Genomic DNA, 19,326 nt, shown 5'->3' with positions numbered 1-19,326 from the left:
TTCCCATCGGCGGCAGCCGCCGACTGGAGCCGATCAAATGCGTGCGCCAATCGACCGTCGCCTCTTGCTGAGCCGCGCCGCCGCGCTTGGCGCATCGCTGCCGTTCATGAGCCTGCGCGGCGGCGCCCACGCGCAGACGCCCGATTTGGTCGCTCGCAGGGTGTTCTTCGACAATCCGGATTACATCAACGTCCGCCTCAGCCCGGACGGGACGCATCTCTCCTATCTCGCGCCGGTCGACGGCGTGAACAATCTGTGGGTCGCGCCGCTTGCTGATCTGAAAGCCGCGCGGCCGGTCACCCGCGCCACCGACCGCAACATCGCCACCTATCATAGCTGGGGTTACACCAACCGCCATTTGGTGTTCTTCCGCGATCGCGACGGCGACGAGAATCTGCGCGCCGCCAGCGTCGACATCGTCAGCGGCGCGATCGTGCCGTTGACGCCGGAGGCAGGCGTCAAGTCGTTCAAGCAGGAGGCCGACCGCAAGTTTCCCGAGCAGATGCTGCTGCGGCACAACGAGCGCGACAAGCGCTATTTCGATCTGTTCCGGGTCAACATCGTGACGGGCACGAGCGAACTCGTCTACGAGAATAGCCAGTATTTGGGACTGATCACCGACAGCGCGTTTCAGTTGCGCCTGGGGTCGCGCATCAACGCAGAGGGGACCGCCGAAATCTTCGAGCGCCGTCCGGACGGCGACTGGGCGCCGTTCATGACGGTGCCGATTGCCGACGTCGACACGACCGACTTGCTGGATTTCAGCGCCGACGGCAAGACGCTTTACCTGATCGATTCACGCGGCCGCGACAAGGCGGGGTTCTTCGCCCTCGACATGGCGACGCGCCAGACGACGCTGCTCGCCGCCGATGAGGATGCCGATATCGCGCTGGCCATCTTCGACGAAAACCGGCGGCCGCTGGCGGCGATGGCCAACACCGATCGCATGCGCTGGCATGCCGTCGATCCGGCCGTGGCACAGGATCTTGCCGATCTGACCCGTCACGGTACCGGCGACATCACCTTCGTCACCAACAGCGACGATAACCGGGTCGGCAGCGTCTACTACGAGCGCGACACCGAAAGCGGCGAATACGCGCTGCTTGATCGCGGGACGCGCGAGGTCCGCAAGCTGTTCACCCAGCGCAAGTCGCTGGCGGACGTGGCGCTGCGCAAGCTGCAGCCGGTGGTCATCCCGGCGCGCGACGGCCTGCGCCTGAACGGTTATTTGACGCTGCCCCGAGAGGCCGAAGCGGGTCGCGTGTCGCTGGTGCTGGTGATCCATGGCGGTCCCTACATGCGCGATACCTGGGGTTTCAGCTCGATCCATCAATGGCTCGCCAGCCGCGGCTATGCGGTGCTCAGCGTCAACTATCGCGGCTCGACCGGCTTCGGCAAAGCCTTCGTGACCGCCGCCGACCACGAATGGGGCGGCAAGATGCATGACGATCTGATCGACGCGGTCGATTGGGCGATCGCGCAAGGCATCACCGATCCCGGACGGGTCGGCTTCTTCGGCGGCAGCTACGGCGGTTATTCGGCGCTGATGGCGGCGACGAAGACGCCCGAGGTGTTTGCCTGCATCGTCGATCTGTTCGGCATTTCCAACCTCGTCACCTTCATGGCGACAATCCCACCCTATTGGGGGCCGTGGATGAGCGTCTGGAAGAACCGGCTCGGTGATCCCGATACCGAAGCCGGCCGCGCATTCCTGGTCGAACGTTCACCGCTGACGCATATCGATCGTGTGAAGCGGCCGATCCTGATCGCGCAGGGCATGCGCGACGTCAGGGTGGTTGCCGCCGAGTCCGAGCAAATGGTTGCGGCGCTGAAGCAGCGGGGTGTGCATGTGACCTACATCACCTTTGCCGACGAGGGCCACGGATTTGTCCGGCCGGAGAACCGGCTTGCCTGCTATGGCGTGACCGAAGCATTTCTCGCCAAGCATCTCGGCGGCCGTTGCCAGCCGATTGGGAATGATTTTGCCGGCTCGTCGCTGAAGATCGAGACCGGGGTGAACTGGTGCCGGGACTCCGCGGATGAGATGAAGTGTGTGACATCCAGCACACTGCCGTTGGAATGGTTTCCCGCGCGTTCAAAGCTTTCTTCACCATGCGTGGAACCAAGTCCCACCGCGGTTACCGTTCGTACACACATGGGGTCGTTTTTATAGGTCCATAACGGGGGCCTATATGTATCGCGTTCTGACCTGTCTCACCCTGGAGCATGATTGGCGGCTGGTCGTCCTTGGCGGGGCGATTTGCACGCTGGCCAGCGCGGTCACGATAAGCCTGTTTCACCGCGCCCGTGCCGCGAAGGGGCGCTCCCGGGAGATCTGGATCGCCCTTGACGCCGTGGTCGGGGGATGCGGTATCTGGGCCACCCACTTCATCGCCATGCTGGCCTATGAGCCCGGGATTGGCGCCGGCTACAGCATCCCCATCACCGTGCTCTCACTGGTCGTTGCGGTGACGATCCTGGCCGTTGGCCTTGCCGTTGCCTGCCTCGACCAGCGCTGGTCGACCATTGCAGTCGGCGGTGCAATCGTCGGCATCGGCGTCGCGGCGATGCATTACACCGGCATGTCTGGACTTCAATTGCCCGCGCGGATCGTTTGGTCGCCCGGCATTGTCGCGACCTCGATCGTGTTTGGCAGCCTGTTTGGCGCAATCGCGCTTCTGGTTGCCGTCAGCGGCGACAGCGTGGGCCGCACGGTGGCGGCCGCCGGCCTGCTGACGCTTGCGATCGTCTCCCATCATTTCACGGGGATGGGCGCGATCACGCTGGTGCCCGATCCGACGATCGTCTCAGACGCATTGACGATCTCGCCGCTGGTGCTGTCGTTCATGACGGCCGTTGCGGCGTTCGCCATTCTCGGCATTGCGCTGATCGCGACGATCCTGGACCGCCGCGCCAAGAGCGAGATTCACAAGCAGAAGGTGGTGCTGGATACCGCGCTTGAGAACATGTCGCAGGGGCTGTGCATGTTCGATGCCGACGGCCGCATCATGCTGTTCAACGAGCGCTACGGCGAGATGATGGGCCGCAGCCGCCTGCCGCTACACGGACGCCTGCTGATCGATGTCCTGCAGGACCTCCGCTCGATCGGCGAGTGGGACGGCGATCCGGACGAGTTCTGCGCCGGCCTGATTGCCGAGGCCAGGGCGGGCAACACCGCGACGAGGATCGTCGACCGCCAGGGACGCTCGATCCGTGTCGTCGACCAGCCGATGAAGGGCGGAGGATGGGTCGCGACCTTCGAGGACATCACCGAATGGCAGCAGGCCCAGCAGCAGATCTCGCACATGGCGCGCCACGATGCGCTGACCAATTTGCCGAACCGCACGCTGTTCCGTGAGCAGCTCGAGAAGTCGCTGAGGCGCGCCAAGCGCGCCGACCAGCTCGCGGTGCTCTGCCTCGATCTCGACCATTTCAAGGAAATCAACGATACGCTGGGACATCCGATCGGCGACGCGCTGCTCCGGGAAGTCGCGCGCCGGCTCGGCGAATGCTTGACCGAGCACGACACTGTGGCGCGGCTCGGTGGCGACGAATTCGCCATCGTACAGTTCTGCAGCAATTCCGAACCTTCGGTCGTGTCCATGCTTGCGGGCCGCGTCGTCGAGAAAATCGCCGCTCCCTACGACGTCGGCGGCCATCAGCTCGTGATCGGGGTGAGCATCGGAGTCTCGCTTGCGCCCGAGGACGGCACGGATCCCGACGAACTGCTGCAAAAGGCCGATCTCGCGCTGTACCGCGCCAAAGCCGACGGTCGCGGCACCTACCGGTTCTTCGAGACCGGCATGGACGCGCGCGCGCAGGCACGCCGCATGCTCGAGCGCGACTTGCGCCTTGCGCTGCCGCGCGACGAGATCGAGGTCTATTACCAGCCGATCCGCGACATCGCCGGCGACCGGGTGGTCGCATTCGAGGCACTGGCACGCTGGAATCATTCGCTGCGTGGCTTGATCGCCCCGAACAATTTCATCCCTGTCGCGGAGGAAACCGGGCTCATCGTTCCGCTCGGCGACATCGTGCTGCGCAAGGCCTGCGCGCATGCCGCAGGCTGGCCGGGGGATATCGCGGTCGCCGTCAATCTGTCCCCGGTGCAGTTCAAGAATCCGAACCTGGTGGCGTCGGTGAAGGCGGCACTGCAGGCGTCCGGCCTGTCGGCGGATCGCCTCGAACTCGAGATTACCGAATCGGTGCTGCTGCAGAACAGCGAGGCGACGCTTGCCGTGCTGCACGAGCTGCGCGGCTTCGGCGTCCGGATCTCGCTCGACGACTTCGGCACAGGCTATTCTTCGCTGAGCTATCTGCGCAGCTTCCCGTTCGACAAGATCAAGATCGACCGTTCCTTCGTCACCGATCTGGCGACGCGCGAGGAGTCGATGGCGATCGTGCGCGCGGTCACCGGTCTCGGCAAGAGCCTGGGAATCGTGATCACGGCGGAGGGCGTCGAGACCGACGCCCAGTTCGATCTGCTGCGCCGGGAGGGTTGCATCCAGGCGCAGGGCTTCCTGTTCAGCCGGCCCCGGCCGGCCGCCGACGTCGCCAGGATGCTGCAAAGGGCTCCCGAACGGTCGGTGGCCTGAGCGGCGGTTAACCCGCGCGCAGGGCGAAATAAGCGCCGCAGAACGCCATCACCGCGCCGAGGCACAGCGCAGCAAGGCCGGCGAGCACCGCGGAAACGGTCGAGATCGCGCTGGGCGCTGCCGCGGCCTGACCGGCACCGGCCAGGATCAGCACCCCGAGAACGACCAGGAAATATCGCATCCGCGGCGGAATCTGGCCGGACACCGCGCTGTGCATCAGATTGGCGGTAAAGTACCCGCCCGAAAACCCGACGGTGGCGATCAGCCACCACGCAATCGCAGCACCCGCGGGCATGAATTCGTGCGTATCGGATCGCCACAGGCCGCCGAGATCGAGCCCGTAACGCGCCCCGAGCATGTGCACGGCAAGCGCCAGCAGCACGCCTGAAATCATCGCGCCGCCGAGGATGAGGTAGCGTGGAAAATGGGTCGTCTCGGGCATGTGTCGCTTGTAGGATGAGCGCGACCTGCCGCGCAAGCGTGCGCATTTTTATCGGTGGAACGCGACATTGCCAACACCATTGCCGCATCAGCCGGACGCAGGCGAGGGCCCGCCGGTCCGCTATGCCTACAAGGCCTCCTTGATCGGGTCGGCGCATCAGTTCGAACTGAGCGATGCCGGGTTGTCATGGCGGATCGCGGGCCGATCGGGCGTCTGGGACTACGCCGGCATCTCGACCGTGAAACTGTCCTATCGCCCGGTGTCGATGCAGCAGCAGCGATTTCGTGCCGACATCGACAACGCGAGGGGCGGTCGCATCGCGGTCCTTTCGACCACCTGGCAGACCGCGACCTTGATGGCGCCGCAGGGGCAACTCTATCGCGACTTCATCATCGAGCTGCATCGCCGCATGCAGGCGGCTGACAGCACGGCCGTGCTGACCGGGGGCCTCGGGCCGAAGACCTATACCGCGGCGCTGGCGCTGCTGGCGGCCCTCGCTGTCTCAATGACGGGGCTGTTGCTGCGTGCGCTCCTGACGTCCGAATGGACGGGCGCGCTGTTCCTGGTCGGCTTTGCGTTGCTGTTTACCTGGCAGGTCGGCGGCTTCGTCACGCGCAATCGGCCGCGACGTTACAGCTTCGATCATCTGCCCGATGCGCTGCTGCCACAGGCCGCCGCAATCAAGCGCAATGAAACGTGACTTCGTGCGCGCGCCCCCACGCGGCATCGTCGGCACGCGATGCCGTGACCGGGGAGCAGTGGCGTGGAGGATCGAAGTCTGCGGATGCCGTCTGATGACGAGATTGCCGCGATCAACGCGCGGCACCTGATCCAGACCCCGTTGCGGCCTGCCGATCTGCTGTTCGTGTTCGGGACTCGCGTGGATGTCGCCGAGCGGGTCGACGCCGCGGTTCGGCTCTGGCGCGATGGTCTTGTGCATTGGGCGATCGTGAGCGGCGGCGTGACACCAGGTGATATCAGCTCCGAATGCGAGATCATCAAGGCTGCGATGGTCGCGCGCGGCATTCCGGCCGAACGGATCCTCGAAGAGTATCGCGCGCAAAATACCGGCGAGAACGTGATCTTCTCGCTGCCGGTGATCGACGCAGCGCTTGGTCGCAACGCGATCAGGAGCGTGATCTGCCTTGGCAATAGCTGGACCGCGCGGCGCTATCCGATGACGCTGCAACGGCACTGGCCGGAGGTCGAGAAGATGCTGGTGACGGTCGACAGTTTTGCGACGCCGCGCGCGCTCTGGCACACCGATCCCGAATTCCGCCGCCGCGTGCTGATCGAATGGGACAAGATCGAGCCGTACAAGGCGAAGGGCTTTATTGCGGAATGGCCGGTCGGCTGAGGAGGGCTACTCGGTCGAATCGAAATCTTCCTCGGTCGCGCTCAACATTCCAGCCAGCGTCCGCAAGCCGAGTTCAAGTTGCTCCATCGGGGGCGCGGCGAGCGCGAGCCGCACGGCATTGGGCGCGTGCCCGGGCGTGACCGCGAAGGTCGTCGACGGCGTCAGCGCGATGTCGCGGCGTGCCGCGGCTGCGACCAGAGTCTGAGAGCGCCAGTGCGGCGGCAAGGTCAGCCACAGATGGTAGGATTTGGCATTGGTCTGAATCTCGAAACCAGTCAGATGCTTCGCCGCTATCTGCTGGCGGCGACCGGCATCGATCCGCTTCAGCCGTGATAATTCGGCCGCCGTGCCATCGGACATCAACCTCTGACCCGCGGCGAAAGCGTAGCCCGACGCCGTCCAGCCGCCCGATCGTACCGCTGCCATGATGTTCTCGCGCAGCCGCGGTGGCGAGACGATGAAGCCGAGCGCGAGTCCAGGCGCCACTTTCTTCGAGAGGCTGTCGAGCACGATGCAGCTGTCGGGTGCCAGTGCGGCCAGTGGCACCTCGTCGTCGAGGAAGCCGTAGACGCCGTCCTCGATGATGACGAGGCCGAGCTTCTCCACCGTACGCAAGAGCTCGGCGCGGCGCTCGGCCGGCATGGTGATGCTGAGCGGGTTCTGGATCGTGGGCTGGATGTAGAGCGCGGACAGATGCGCCTCACGGTGCGCCTTCTGCACCGCGTCGGGTCGCACGCCGTGTTCATCCATCGCGAGGGGCACCAGTGCGATGCCGAGCCGTGCGGCAATGCCCTTCACGAAGGGATAGGTCAGCGCCTCCACGCCGCAGCGTCCGCCGGGCGGCACGACAGCGGCGAGTGCGGTGGCGATGCATTGCCGCCCGTTGGCGGTGAAGACGATCTGGTCGGGATTCGGCGCCCAGCTCCTGCGTGCGAGAAACTCCGCGGAAATCGTTCGCGCCGCCCGCGTGCCGTAGCTGGTGGCCGGTCGCAGCGCGACCTCGAGCACCTCGGGCCGTTCGAGCCCCGCGAGGCTCTTGGCGATCATGGTCGCCTGGTGCGGCAGCAGCGGATAGTTGAATTCGAGGTCGATGCGGGCGCCGCGCGGCTCGGGCGGGGCTGCGACGCCGCGCCGCGCCTCGCCGGATACGAAGGTGCCGCGGCCGACCTCGCCAACCACGAGTCCGCGCCGCAACAGCTCGGTATAGACCCGGCTCGCGGTCGAGACCGCGATCTTGCGCTCATAGGCGAAATGGCGCTGCGGCGGCAGGCGGTCCCCGGCCTTCAGCGCGCCGCTGGCGATCTCGGCGGCCACCACGTCCGCCAGCTTCAGATACTCGAACCTCGACATTATTGCACCGAGAGCAATGTTTTACTTGCTCCGAGTAATGTACCGGACCATTTAAGAGAGAACAAGCCCGAGATTGCACTGAGGAGTGCGCAAGCAATCCGAGGTCAGTGACGGCACAGGCGCGAGAAGCGCTTGCGTCAACGGCACAGCTTTGCCGCATGGGCACTGAAGGAGATGACTATGACGACGATATATTCAGACGCCACGCCGTCCACGCGGTCCAGTATGTTGGGTGGATTGATCCGATTGCTCCGAGATTCGGGCGATGCGCTGGCGACCTATTGGGTGCGCCGCGAGGCGATCAAGACCCTGCGCCAGCTCGATGACCGTGCGCTGCACGATATCGGGATCTCGCGCTGCCATATCGAGAGCGCCGTCGCCGGCACCATCGATCAGCTCGAGCTCGTGCGGCTTCGCTGAGCCAAGAAGGTGTGGCGCTGGAAACCCTAGTGCCGCACCACCAGCACCGAGCATTTGGCGTAGCGCACGACGTGGCCGGCATTCGAGCCGAGGAAATAGGTGCGCATCGCCGGGCGGTGCGAGGTCATCACGATCAGGTCGGCCTTCATCGCGGCCGCCTCTTCGAGAATCTCGTGATAGATGCCGCCCTGGCGGACCACGCCCGAGATGCGCGCCGCCTCGATGCCGGATTCGCGCGCCACGATCGTCAGCGCCTCTTCCGACGTTTCGCGCTGCTGGCTGTCGAAATCCGCCGGTACATATTCGGCGAGCATCACCGGCGTCATCGGCAGCACATTGAGCAGGCGGACCGAGCCGTGCCAGGTCTGCGACAGCGTCGCAGCGGTTGCGATCGCAGGCTTCGCCAGATCGGTATCGGCGAGGTCGATCGGCACGAGAATGGATTTGTACATCTGCGCCTCCTGTCCGCGTTTGGTCTGGAGCCGTGTCGCCCGGATTGCGCCGGACGTGTGCCCTCTTTTTTGTGATGACGCGAACGGGTCCCCTCTCGCGCAGAGGCAATATAGCACGGCGGAGCGGCGCTGTCCGCCGGCGTCAGTCGCTTGAGGATTGCTTCAACAGCTTAGGGCTGACGAACAGGACCAGTTTGCCGCGGCGGAACGACACCTCATTCCAGTCGTCGGTCGCGAAATCAAAGATTGCGAGCCCCGAGGTCGGCAGATTGTCGCTGAGCGCCCGCTTCGCGGTCTCGTCGCCGCTGCCGGTCAGCGTCAGCGCGAGTTCGTGCAGGCCCGGATTATGGCCGACCAGCATCAGCCGCTTCGGATCGGTGGCCGAGGCCATCCGGATCGTGGTCAGCAGCTGCGTCGGATCGGCGCCGTAGAGTTCCGGCAGGAATTCGACGTTCGGCTGCGGCGCGCCGTCTTTCATCGCCTCGTGCGCGATCTCCCAGGTCTGTGCCGCGCGGACGGCCGGCGACACCAGGACCAGGTCGGGAAGGGGCGAATGGCGGCGGATCCAGCCGCCGATCTCGGCGGCGTCGTGCCGGCCGCGCTCGTCGAGGCGGCGGTCCTGATCCTGCCCCGAAGGCGCGTCGGTCTCGGTCTTGGCATGACGCAGCAGCAGCAAACGGCGCATAGACTTCCATCTCGATTCGTTCAGGTCGAATTAATTCTACAGGCTCATGTCCTGGACAAGGTGACAAGCGCCGCAGCGGTTCGTAAGAAAACGCCATGACCGAGACTTCCACAAGTGCGGCGGACGGCCCTGGTGACGCGGCCTCGCCGTTCCGCAACCGGCTGGCGTTCGACCTCGACGTCGACATCTGCGTGGTCGGAGCGGGGGTGGCCGGGCTGACGGTGGCGCGCGAGGCGGCACGGCTTGGCGCGAGCGTTGCCGTACTCGAGGGCCGCCACGTCGGCTGGAACGCCTCCGGCCATAATCTCGGCACGGTGATGCCCGGCTTCGGCGTGCCGGTTTCGGACCTGATCGAGCGCGTCGGCCTCGACGATGCCCGCGAGCTCTGGGCGCTGGCCAAGGAGGGCGTCGACTATGTCCGCGCCACCGCGACCGAGGACCTGATCCCGGGCATCGCCACTAGCGAAGGCGCGCTGGAAGTATCCAATGTCGATGCCGGCGAGACATTGATCCGCCGGCTGCAGACGCTTGCCGAGGATTTCGCGACCGAGGTCGAAGGCTGGCAGGTCGACCGGGTGCGCAGCGTGCTCGGCACCGGCCGCTATTTCCACGGCATTCATTATCCGAAGGCGTTCCAGCTCGATGGCCGTAAATATGTCCATGGCCTTGCAGCGCTGGCGACGCGGATGGGCGCCCGGATATTCGAGGACACCCCGGTCGTCAGCATCGACTTTTCGGGCATCCGCAAACGCATCGTGACGCCGTCGGCGCGGCTGCGTGCCTCGCACATCGTGCTCGCGGGCAATGTCCATCTGGGGGCGCCGCTGAAGCGGTTGTCGGAGACGTTGCTGCCGGTGTGGCGCTACGCGGCACTGACTGAGCCGCTCGGGGAGCGGCTGGCGGAAATCATCTCCTTTCATGGCTCGGTGACCGACAGCGACGGCATCGACCATTTCCGCCTTGTCGACGGCGATCGCCTGTTATGGTCGAGCCCGGAGACCACCTGGGAAGCGCGACCGGGGCGCTTTGGCGCGGCGGTGCGGCGCCGGATCGCAACGGTGTTTCCGCAACTCGGCAAGGTGCCGATCGCGGACGTGTTCGGCGGGGCGGTCGGCGTGACCGTGCATGGCATGCCGCAGATCGGCCAGCTGCGCAGGGGCCTGTGGGTGGCGAGTGGCTTCGGCCGGCAGGGGCTCAACACCTCGGCGATGGCGGGGCAGTTGATCGCGCGCAGCATCCTCTGGGGCGACGACCGCTGGCGGCTGTTTTCGCCGTTTGAGCTGGTCTGGGCCGGCGGCACCACCGGCCGCGTCGCCGGCCATGTCATCGGCCTGTGGGCGAGGGGGGCCTCGTCCGCCGCAGGCATGCTGGCCCGCCACCGCGAGGGTGCGCGTGCGAAGGAGCGGGTCCGTGAGGCGCGGCTGGCCGAGGCCAATTTCAAGGCGGGAACCCGGGGCCCAGCGCCCCGTCACCCGCCGCCAGGTGCCGTGCGCCCTGCGCCGCCGCCCGCGGCGCAGGAGGGGGCCGAGCCAGATCCTGTGGCCTCGCAAGAAAGTGAGGGAATCCCCGGCGGGCCGATGTAACTTCTCCCGGGGGCGGCCGTATTTGATGGCGAACCATGGGTCGTCCGCATCGGAGAAGATTGATGATCGATCGCCGTATCCTGCTCGCTTCCGTCGCCAGCCTGCTCGGCCTGGCCGCCTTCCGCTGGCTGCGCGCCACACCGGCGCAGGCTGCCGAGAAATTCGAGGTCGAAAAGACCGACGCCGAATGGCGCGCGCAGCTGACGCCGCAGCAATATGAGATCCTGCGCAAGGAGGGCACCGAACGGCCGGGGTCGAGCCCGCTGCTCAAGGAACATCGCAAGGGCATCTTCGCCTGTGCCGGCTGCGACCTGCCGCTGTTCTCGTCCGAGACCAAATATGAGAGCGGCACCGGCTGGCCGAGCTTCTATCAGCCGCTGGAGAACGCGGTCGGCAAGACCGAAGACCGCACGTTCGGCATGGCGCGCACCGAAATTCATTGCCGCCGCTGCGGCGGTCATCTCGGTCATGTCTTCGACGATGGTCCGAAACCGACCGGATTGCGTTACTGCATGGACGGCTTCGCGCTGGTGTTTCGTCCGGCCGCAGCATCGGCCACCTGACGTCGTTTTCCCGGCAATTGTTGCCGGCTCGGCAATTGTGCCCTGGCCTCGCGGCCGGGGCTTTTTTTTCAAGCGCATGATGTTGTTACATTTTGTTTCCTGGCACGGCAATTGCGACATGCTCCGCCGGTGCGGCCAATTCTCTGATCGAGAGCGGCCGGGAATCGAAGTGGAGAACATGTCATGGGTATCTTCGGCGCTCTTACGACCTCTGTCGGCGGCTTGCGCGCAGAGTCGTATGCACTCGAAAACATCTCAGGCAACATCGCCAATTCGCAGACCACGGCGTTCAAACGCATCGACACCTCCTTCCTCGACCTCGTTCCGCAGACCGCGCTGACGGCGCAGGTCGCCGGCGGCGTCACCGCGCAGTCCCGCTCCACCAACTCGGTGCAGGGAGACGTGCAGTCCGCCTCGGTCGCGACGTTCATGGCGATCAACGGCAACGGCTTCTTCGCGGTGCAGAAGCCCGGCAGCTTCACCGACGGCTCGCCGGTGTTCGACGGCGTCGACCGCTACACCCGCCGCGGCGACTTCCAGCTCAACAAGGACGGCTATCTCGTCAACGGAGCCGGCTATTATCTGGAAGGCGTGCCGATCGACCCGACCACCGGCAACCCGGCGGGCTCTTCGCCGCAGGTGCTGAAATTTCAGAACGACTTCCTGCCGGCGCAGAAGACCACCAAGGTGGACTATCGTGCCAACCTCGCGTCCTACCCGCTGACGACCAAGCACGACACGTCGGTTCCGGGGTCCGAATTGATCCAGCCGGGTTCGTTCAGCTCCGGACATAATCCATTGGTGCTGGGTACGCCGGCTGCGCCCTACACGGATTCCTCGACATCCGGCACCACCCAGAGCAACAAGGCGTCTCCGTCGGTGGCGAACTCCGGGACCACGGCGTTGTCGGGCACTGCGGGCACCAACTCGATCAGCGCCAACTTCATCGCGGGCGACACGATCACGGTCGACGGCACGGTCCTCACCTTCGTGGCCTCGGGTGCGACCGGCAACCAACTCAACGTCACTGACAATATTTCGACCTTGCTGAGCAAGATCGATTCGATCACCGGCACGTCGATCCCGTCGACGATCGCGGGCGGCTCGATCACGCTGCACACGGGCACGACAGCCGACCTCTCGGTCACCAGCTCGAACTCGACCGCATTCGCAGCACTCGGCTTCACCGGCGGCACCGCGACTGCTGCCCGCGGCGGTGGCGGCACCGTCGGTACCGGCCAGGTGGTCGGTAACGACAACTCGACCTTCCTCGACGAGAGCCTCTCGGGCGGCGCGGTTACGGCCTATGACGTGTCGGGCGCGCCCGTGAACCTGCAGATGCGCTGGGCCAAGACTGACAGCACCTCGCTCGGCGCCGGACATACCGATACCTGGAACCTGTTCTACCAGGTCAATCCCAATGCCACCGGCACCCAGGTCGCCTGGCAGAACGCCAACGTGAACTTCACCTTCTCGGCGAGCGGCCAGATGTCGCCGACGATCGCCTCGGTGACGCTCAACAACGCCACCGTCAACGGCGTGTCGCTCGGCAGCCCGGCGATCAATTTCGGTACTGGCGGCGTGACCCAGTTCGCCGACGCAAACGGCAACGTCCAGGTCAACCAGATCCAGCAGGACGGCTTCCCCGCCGGTCAGCTCCAGTCGGTCAGCGTTTCGACTAACGGCCGCATCGTCGGCACCTACACCAACGGCCGCAACATCGATCTCGCCGAGATCTCGGTTGCGACCTTCAACGGCACCAACTTCCTGAAACGTATCGACGGCGGCGCGTTCGAGGCAACCGACGAGTCCGGCGGAGCGCTGTTCGGCAACGCCGGCACCATCGTCGGCTCCTCGCTCGAATCGTCCAACACCGACATCGCCGACGAGTTCACCAAGCTGATCGTCACGCAGCAGGCCTATTCGGCGAACACCAAGGTCATCACCACCACCAACTCGATGGTTCAGGATCTCCTGAACGTCATGCGCTGATCCGGACCGTCACGCATGCGGCACGAAAGTAGAGGCGAGTAGCAAGTCATGGGTTTGAGCCAAGCCCTTTCCACGGCGATGTCGGGCCTGCGCGCCACGCAGGCCTCGCTTTCGCTCGTGTCGTCGAACGTCGCCAACTCGGAGACGCCCGGCTACGTCAAGAAGACGCTGAACCAGGTCGCAGGCACGACCGGCGACTACGGGTCGAGCGTTCTCCTCAACGGCGTCAACCGCCAGCTTGACCAGTATCTGCAGTCCCAGCTTCGCACCGAGACGTCGGGTGCATCCTATGCCGACGTCCGCTCGACCTATCTGGCCAATTTGCAGGGTGTGTATGGCAATCCCGATTCCACCGGCACGATCGAGGATGCCTACAACAAGTTCCTGACCGCGGTCCAGGGCCTGTCGACCAGCCCCGACTCGCAGTCGGCGCGCATCGGCGTCGTCAACGCCGCGCAGTCCATGGCGCAGCAGCTCAACGCGACTTCGCAAGGCATCCAGAGCCTGCGTGCCAACGCCGAGGCCGGCATCAGCGATTCGGTCAGCAGCGCTAACAACGCGTTGACGCAGATCGCCACCATCAACAAGCAGCTGCAGTCCAGCGGCCAGACCGATGCGTCGACCGCGGCCTTGCTGGATCAGCGCGACCAGTACGTCACGCAGCTCTCGCAATTGATGGACATCCGCACCGTCACCAATGACCAGAACCAGGTGACCGTGTTCACCAATTCCGGCGTGCAACTGGTCGGCACCGAGGCGGCGCAGCTCAGCTTTAACGCGCAAGGCACGGTGACGCCGAACACGCTGTACAATTCCGACCCGACCAAGAGCAACGTCGGCACCATCACCATCAATTTCCCGCATGGCGGCAGCTACGACCTAGTGTCGACCAACTCGATCCGCTCCGGCAAGATCGCAGCCTATCTCGAGCTGCGCGACAATACCCTGGTCAAGGCGCAGACCCAGGTCGACCAGCTCGCCGCATCGATGGCGAGCGCGCTGTCGGACAAGACCACCGCAGGGACCGCAGCGCCGGCGTCGTTGGCGCCGCAATCCGGCTTCGATCTCGATCTCTCGGGGCTGCAGAGCGGAAACGTCGTCCATGTCAGCTACAAGGACAACACGACCGGCGTGACGCACAATCTGTCGCTCGTTCGTGTCGACGATCCGAGCGTGCTGCCGCTGAGCAACACCGCGACCGTCGATCCGAACGACGAAGTGCTCGGAATCGACTTCTCCGGTGGCATGAGCTCGGTGCTGTCGCAGCTCAACGGCGCGCTGGGCACGACCGCGGGGCTGCAATTCTCCAACCCGTCGGGATCGACGCTGCGTGTGCTCGACGACGGCGCCGCTAACCGTTCCGACGTGACGGCGGCGTCCGTCACATCAACGGTGTCATCGCTGACATCGGGCGATCCGCAGCTTCCGCTATTCACCGACAATGGCGGGCTCTACACCGGAGCGATCACCGCAAACGGCTCGCAGATGACCGGACTCGCCGCCCGCATCAGCGTCAACACCGCGCTGCTCGGGGATCCCTCGCGCACCGTCGTGTTCTCGACCAATCCGCAGACCCCGGCCGGCGATACCACGCGCGCCAACCTCATGCTGTCGCAGCTGTCGACCGGGACCTACAGCTATTCGCCGCAGACCGGCCTCGGCACCACCAGTGCGCCGTTCACCGGCACGCTCCTGAATTTCGCAAAGCAGGTCATCAGCCAGCAGGGCGAGGCGGCAACGGCCGCCAAGCAGCTGGCCGACGGACAGGACGTCGTGCTCAACACGTTGCAAAGCAAGGTGAGCGCGACCTCCGGCGTCAATATCGACGATGAGATGGCGCATCTCCTTGCGCTGCAGAATGCCTATTCTGCCAACGCGCGCGTCATGTCGTCGATCAAGCAGATGTACGACACGTTGCTGCAGGTTATGTGAGGGTTGAATGGCGATCAGCGGCGTTAGCGACAGGACCTCCTATATCGGCTCCACGATCCTGAACCTGCGGAGCCAGCTCAACGACCTGACGACGCAGCTTGCGTCCGGCAAGGTGTCGACGACCTATGCCGGGCAGGGGCTGGACCGCGGTTTCGCGCTCAGCCTGCGTGCCCAGCTCAGCAGCATCAGCGCCTTTTCCGACACCGCGACCAACGTCAACACGCGGCTGAGCGTCGCCAATCTGGCGCTGCAGGGATTGTCCGATAGTGGCGCCCAGGTGAAGAACGCATCGACGACGGCCACGCTGACGCTCAACAACAACGGCCAGACGTCGGGCCAGATCACGGCCCAGGCCGCGTTCGCCAACGCGGTTGCGATGCTGAACAGTCAGTCGGGTGACCGTTACCTGTTCTCCGGCCGCGCCACCGACACGCCGGCCACGGTTTCCGCCGACACCATGCTCAATGGCACCGCGACGCAGGCCGGTCTCACTCAGCTGATCAATGAGCGCAAGCAGGCCGACCAGGGTGTCAACAATATGGGCCACCTGACCGTCTCGTCGCCGCCGGCGACGACGACGGTGACGAGTGTTGCCGAGGATGGCTCGGCGTTCGGCCTGAAGCTCCTTTCGGTGCAGTCGTCGTTGACCGGCGCCACCGTGACGCAGCCGACCGGCACGCCGAAGGCCGCCTCGGTCGATCTTGGCTCCGTCAATCCTGATAATGGCGACAAGGTCAAGTTCAACTTCACGCTGCCCGACGGCACGACGGAAGCGATCGAACTGACCGCGACCACGACCAATCCGCCGCCATCGGCTTCGTTTCTGATCGGCGCCAACACCGCTGCCACGACGACGAACCTTCAGGCGACGCTGAAATCGTCGATCCAGACGTTGAGCGACACCTCGCTGGTCGCCGCATCCGCGATTGCGGCATCCAACAATTTCTTCAACCCGGTGGCGACGATTTCCGGCTCCGCGGTCAACAACCAGAACGCGCCGGCGGCGCCGATCTCCGGCGCGACGCAGCTGTCGGGCGCGGCGGGCACGAACTCGCTGGCGACGAGCTTCGCAGCCGGCGACACCATCACGGTGAACGGCACGCCGATCACCTTCGTGGCTTCGGGCGCGACGGGCAATCAGCTCAACATCACCGACAGCGTTCAGACGCTGATGGCGAAGATCGACCAGATCACCGGGACCAGTAATTCGTCGACCATCAGCAACGGCGCGGTCACGCTGCACGGCGCCGATAGCGGGAACCTGTCGATCTCGAGCTCCAATCAGGCGGCGCTCGCGTCGCTCGGCATCGCCAACAACACGACGGCGACGCCGGCGCCGCTGCGCGTCGGCGGTCCGCCGTTCAACACTGCGACGAGCCTGGTGGCCGGGACACCTGATAACACCGTATCCTGGTATACCGGCGAGAACGGCACGGATTCCGCGCGCGGCACCGCGGTCGCGCAGGTTGACCAGTCGATCTCGGTGCAGTACGGCGCGCGCGCCAACGAGCAGGCGTTCCGCCAGCTGCTGCAGAACGTCGCGGTGTATGCGGCGGTCACGACCAACGCCAGCAATCCGAACGCAGGCGCGCAGGTGACGGCGCTGGCGCAGCGGGTTTCGGCGAATCTCGCGCCGCAGAACGGCCAGCAACAGATCCAGGACGTGCAGGCGCAGTTCGCGGGAGCCCAGACGTCGATCAAGTCGGCGACGGACCGTCAGACCCAGCTCAAGGGGATGGCGCAGACGATGCTGGACTCGATCGAGGGCGTCAACCAGGACGAGGTTGCGACCAAGATCCTGGCGTTGCAGACCAGCCTGCAGGCGTCGTACCAGACCACGTCGATGCTGTACCAGACGACGCTGCTGAAATATTTGCCGATCAGCTGATCGCGCGAGCTCGAACATCCGAACAGCGAAAAGGCCTCCCTGCGGAGGCCTTTTTGTCGTTCGTGCAGGAATGCTTACGCGCTCCTGCGGGGTTCGTCCTGATCGGCGGCCTGCAGGCTCCGCGCGCTTTCGAGCAGCTTCTCTTCGTGACCGATCAGCTTCTTCGATTCCTTCAGGGCGTGATAGAGATCGCCGTTGAGGATGCAGTTGTTGATGCCTTCGATGAACGGCCAGGCGCTGGGCGTTGCGGTGAGAATGTCGCGCACCAGGCTGAAATAGGTCGGGTGGTGCGCCATCGGGTCCGGCGACAGATACATTAGCTGGACCGCGAGATAGACCAGCTTCGCCGGCGTGTCGGCGGTCTCGGGCGTCAGGATGTCCTTTTCGCGCAGAATCGGGATGCGATCACCGTCGATCAGGAGGCGGGCGCGCTGATCGGTGTTGGTGATCACGCAATTACCGACGATGATGCGCTCGTTGGGCTTGAGCTCGACCTTCAAGGCCATGACCGTTCTCCGTTGCTGCCGGCTGCGCAGGACGTCGTTGCAGCAAATCGAATTTGACGTCGGCTCTGATTAGCAGCCGCCATTGCGGCTGCGGGCCGATGTGGCAGTGATCCTTTCCCATGATGGTTAATGATTGGTAAATAAAGACTTCGATCGGATATCGAGGCGAGGCAGGAATTGGCAGTTGTCTCAGTGGCTTTCGGGGTGGACTTCGCCCGATCGCGCCAATTTTAATCTTCGGCATTTGTCTTAAATACCGCTGTAGAGATTCCTTTTTCTTTCGCGGCTTGTCCCGAGGATCGGCTTACCCGCCCGATCAGAAAGGATTGGAGCGGTTTGTTCTCTCAGTTTCACACCAGAAAGGTATGAAAATGTCCGATCTCGTTCTCTCCGCGTCCGTTCGTCAGAACCTGCTCTCCCTCCAGTCCACCGCCGATCTGCTCTCGACCACGCAGAACCGCCTTGCCACCGGCAAGAAGGTCAACTCGGCCCTCGATAATCCGACCAACTATTTCACCGCGCAATCGCTCGACAACCGCGCCAGCGACATCAACAATTTGCTTGATGGCATCGGCAACGGCGTGCAGATCCTGCAGGCCGCCAACACCGGCATCACCTCGCTGCAGAAGCTGGTCGATACCGCGAAGTCGATCGCCAGCCAGGTGCTGCAGAGCCCGGTCGGCTACTCGACCAAGGCCAATGTCGACGTCACCGGTACTGGCGCCGGCACCGGCACCACGGTGGCCACCGACCTCAATGCCGGCAAGCTCGGCGGTTCGGTCATCACCTTCAAGACCGCCACCGGCTCGCTCGCGGTCACGGTCGGTTCGAGCTTCTCGACCGGTGCGGGCACCGCGACCGTCCAGACGCTCGATCAGCTCAACAGCGTGCTGGCTTCGAACGGCGTTGCCGTCTCCGCGTCGCTCTCCGCGACCGCCGATACGCTGACCTTCACCTCGACCAACGATGCCGCCAGCCAGACCATCACCAAGACGGGCACCGCCCCGACCGGTGAAGGCGTCGACATTGCGGGCACCACCACTGCAACGGTCGGCACGGTCAATGCCGCCGTTTCCGATCCGACCTCGCAGGCGACCCGCGCCAACCTCGTCAGCCAGTACAACGTCATCATCCAGCAGATTACGACGACCGCCCAGGATTCGTCCTTCAACGGCGTCAACCTGTTGAACGGCGACAATCTGAAGCTGACGTTCAATGAAACCGGCAAGTCCACCCTCAACATCTCGGGTGTGACCTTTAACGCCGGCGGCCTTGGTCTCGGTTCGCTGACGGCTGGCACCGATTTCCTGGACAGCACCTCGGCAAACGCCATCGTTGCCAAGCTCGGCTCGGCCTCCGACACGCTCCGCTCGGAAGCGTCGTCGCTCGGTTCGAACCTCTCGGTCGTGCAGATCCGCCAGGACTTCAACAAGAACCTGATCAACGTGTTGCAGACCGGCTCGTCCAACCTGACGCTGGCCGACACCAACGAGGAAGCGGCCAACAGCCAGGCGCTGTCGACCCGCCAGTCGATCGCGGTGTCCGCGCTGGCTCTGGCCAA

16 protein-coding genes are annotated in these 19,326 nt (G+C 64.7%); 11 read left to right on the top strand and 5 right to left on the bottom strand.

Going from position 1 to position 19,326, the window contains the following annotated elements; all coding sequences use genetic code 11:
• The first annotated feature begins 37 nt into the window (after window positions 1-37).
• Together UP10_RS38805 and UP10_RS38800 are read left to right on the top strand one after the other, a co-directional pair.
• A complete protein-coding gene (locus UP10_RS38805; RefSeq protein ID WP_050044037.1) occupies window positions 38-2,173 on the top strand; it encodes a S9 family peptidase in 2,136 nt (711 codons plus the stop codon).
• A 19-nt stretch (window positions 2,174-2,192) separates the two neighbouring features.
• Window positions 2,193-4,595, top strand: a complete 2,403-nt coding sequence (locus UP10_RS38800) for a bifunctional diguanylate cyclase/phosphodiesterase (protein WP_044592446.1) — start codon at window positions 2,193-2,195, stop codon at window positions 4,593-4,595.
• 7 nt (window positions 4,596-4,602) lie between these two features.
• On the opposite strand, the gene UP10_RS38795 is transcribed toward UP10_RS38800, so the two are convergent.
• Window positions 4,603-5,037 carry a hypothetical protein gene (locus tag UP10_RS38795; RefSeq protein ID WP_044592445.1) on the bottom strand — a complete coding sequence of 145 codons (435 nt, stop codon included), beginning with the start codon at window positions 5,035-5,037 and terminating at the stop codon, window positions 4,603-4,605.
• Between the two features lie 67 nt (window positions 5,038-5,104).
• Between UP10_RS38795 and UP10_RS38790 the strand changes: the two genes are divergently transcribed.
• Together UP10_RS38790 and UP10_RS38785 are read left to right on the top strand one after the other, a co-directional pair.
• Window positions 5,105-5,737: a hypothetical protein gene (locus UP10_RS38790; RefSeq protein WP_245322177.1), complete on the top strand. Its 633-nt coding sequence runs from the start codon at window positions 5,105-5,107 to the stop codon at window positions 5,735-5,737.
• A gap of 63 nt (window positions 5,738-5,800) precedes the next feature.
• Window positions 5,801-6,394 (top strand): YdcF family protein, encoded by a 594-nt coding sequence (locus tag UP10_RS38785; RefSeq protein WP_044592443.1) that lies wholly within the window; start codon window positions 5,801-5,803, stop codon window positions 6,392-6,394.
• A 6-nt stretch (window positions 6,395-6,400) separates the two neighbouring features.
• On the opposite strand, the gene UP10_RS38780 is transcribed toward UP10_RS38785, so the two are convergent.
• On the bottom strand, window positions 6,401-7,744 hold the full coding sequence (locus UP10_RS38780) for an aminotransferase-like domain-containing protein (protein ID WP_044592442.1): 1,344 nt from the start codon (window positions 7,742-7,744) through the stop codon (window positions 6,401-6,403).
• 246 nt (window positions 7,745-7,990) lie between these two features.
• Here UP10_RS38780 and UP10_RS38775 point away from each other — a divergent pair, with 246 nt between their 5' ends.
• Entirely contained in the window at window positions 7,991-8,164 is a 174-nt protein-coding gene (locus UP10_RS38775) for a DUF1127 domain-containing protein (protein ID WP_245322176.1), read from the top strand.
• Between the two features lie 26 nt (window positions 8,165-8,190).
• Here the strand turns inward: UP10_RS38775 and UP10_RS38770 are convergent, their stop codons facing one another.
• On the bottom strand, window positions 8,191-8,616 hold the full coding sequence (locus UP10_RS38770; protein ID WP_044539676.1) for a universal stress protein: 426 nt from the start codon (window positions 8,614-8,616) through the stop codon (window positions 8,191-8,193).
• A gap of 142 nt (window positions 8,617-8,758) precedes the next feature.
• Window positions 8,759-9,301 (bottom strand): SixA phosphatase family protein, encoded by a 543-nt coding sequence (locus UP10_RS38765; RefSeq protein ID WP_044592440.1) that lies wholly within the window; start codon window positions 9,299-9,301, stop codon window positions 8,759-8,761.
• Between the two features lie 95 nt (window positions 9,302-9,396).
• On the opposite strand from UP10_RS38765, the gene UP10_RS38760 reads away from it, so the two are divergent.
• The 5 genes from UP10_RS38760 to UP10_RS38740 all read left to right on the top strand — a co-directional run bounded on the left by UP10_RS38760 (window position 9,397) and on the right by UP10_RS38740 (window position 17,259).
• Complete coding sequence (locus UP10_RS38760) at window positions 9,397-10,884, top strand: NAD(P)/FAD-dependent oxidoreductase (RefSeq protein ID WP_044592439.1); 1,488 nt, start codon at window positions 9,397-9,399, stop codon at window positions 10,882-10,884.
• 62 nt (window positions 10,885-10,946) lie between these two features.
• Window positions 10,947-11,447: a peptide-methionine (R)-S-oxide reductase MsrB gene (msrB, locus tag UP10_RS38755; RefSeq protein WP_044592438.1), complete on the top strand. Its 501-nt coding sequence runs from the start codon at window positions 10,947-10,949 to the stop codon at window positions 11,445-11,447.
• A 183-nt stretch (window positions 11,448-11,630) separates the two neighbouring features.
• Entirely contained in the window at window positions 11,631-13,439 is a 1,809-nt protein-coding gene (locus tag UP10_RS38750; protein ID WP_044592437.1) for a flagellar hook-basal body complex protein, read from the top strand.
• 48 nt (window positions 13,440-13,487) lie between these two features.
• A complete protein-coding gene (gene flgK / locus UP10_RS38745; protein WP_044592436.1) occupies window positions 13,488-15,371 on the top strand; it encodes a flagellar hook-associated protein FlgK in 1,884 nt (627 codons plus the stop codon).
• A 7-nt stretch (window positions 15,372-15,378) separates the two neighbouring features.
• Window positions 15,379-17,259 carry a flagellin family protein gene (locus tag UP10_RS38740; protein WP_044592435.1) on the top strand — a complete coding sequence of 627 codons (1,881 nt, stop codon included), beginning with the start codon at window positions 15,379-15,381 and terminating at the stop codon, window positions 17,257-17,259.
• A 74-nt stretch (window positions 17,260-17,333) separates the two neighbouring features.
• Here the strand turns inward: UP10_RS38740 and flbT are convergent, their stop codons facing one another.
• Window positions 17,334-17,765, bottom strand: a complete 432-nt coding sequence (gene flbT / locus UP10_RS38735) for a flagellar biosynthesis repressor FlbT (protein ID WP_044539669.1) — start codon at window positions 17,763-17,765, stop codon at window positions 17,334-17,336.
• A 365-nt stretch (window positions 17,766-18,130) separates the two neighbouring features.
• Between flbT and UP10_RS38730 the strand changes: the two genes are divergently transcribed.
• Window positions 18,131-19,326 (top strand): flagellin N-terminal helical domain-containing protein (locus tag UP10_RS38730; RefSeq protein ID WP_050044035.1); only part of this gene is annotated, 1,196 nt, incomplete at its 3' end.

The sequence above is a fragment of the Bradyrhizobium sp. LTSPM299 genome (assembly GCF_000938235.1).
Classification (GTDB): domain Bacteria; phylum Pseudomonadota; class Alphaproteobacteria; order Rhizobiales; family Xanthobacteraceae; genus Bradyrhizobium.
The sequence above is the reverse complement of the archived record's forward strand: the minus strand, read 5'-3'. Positions and strand labels throughout refer to the sequence as shown.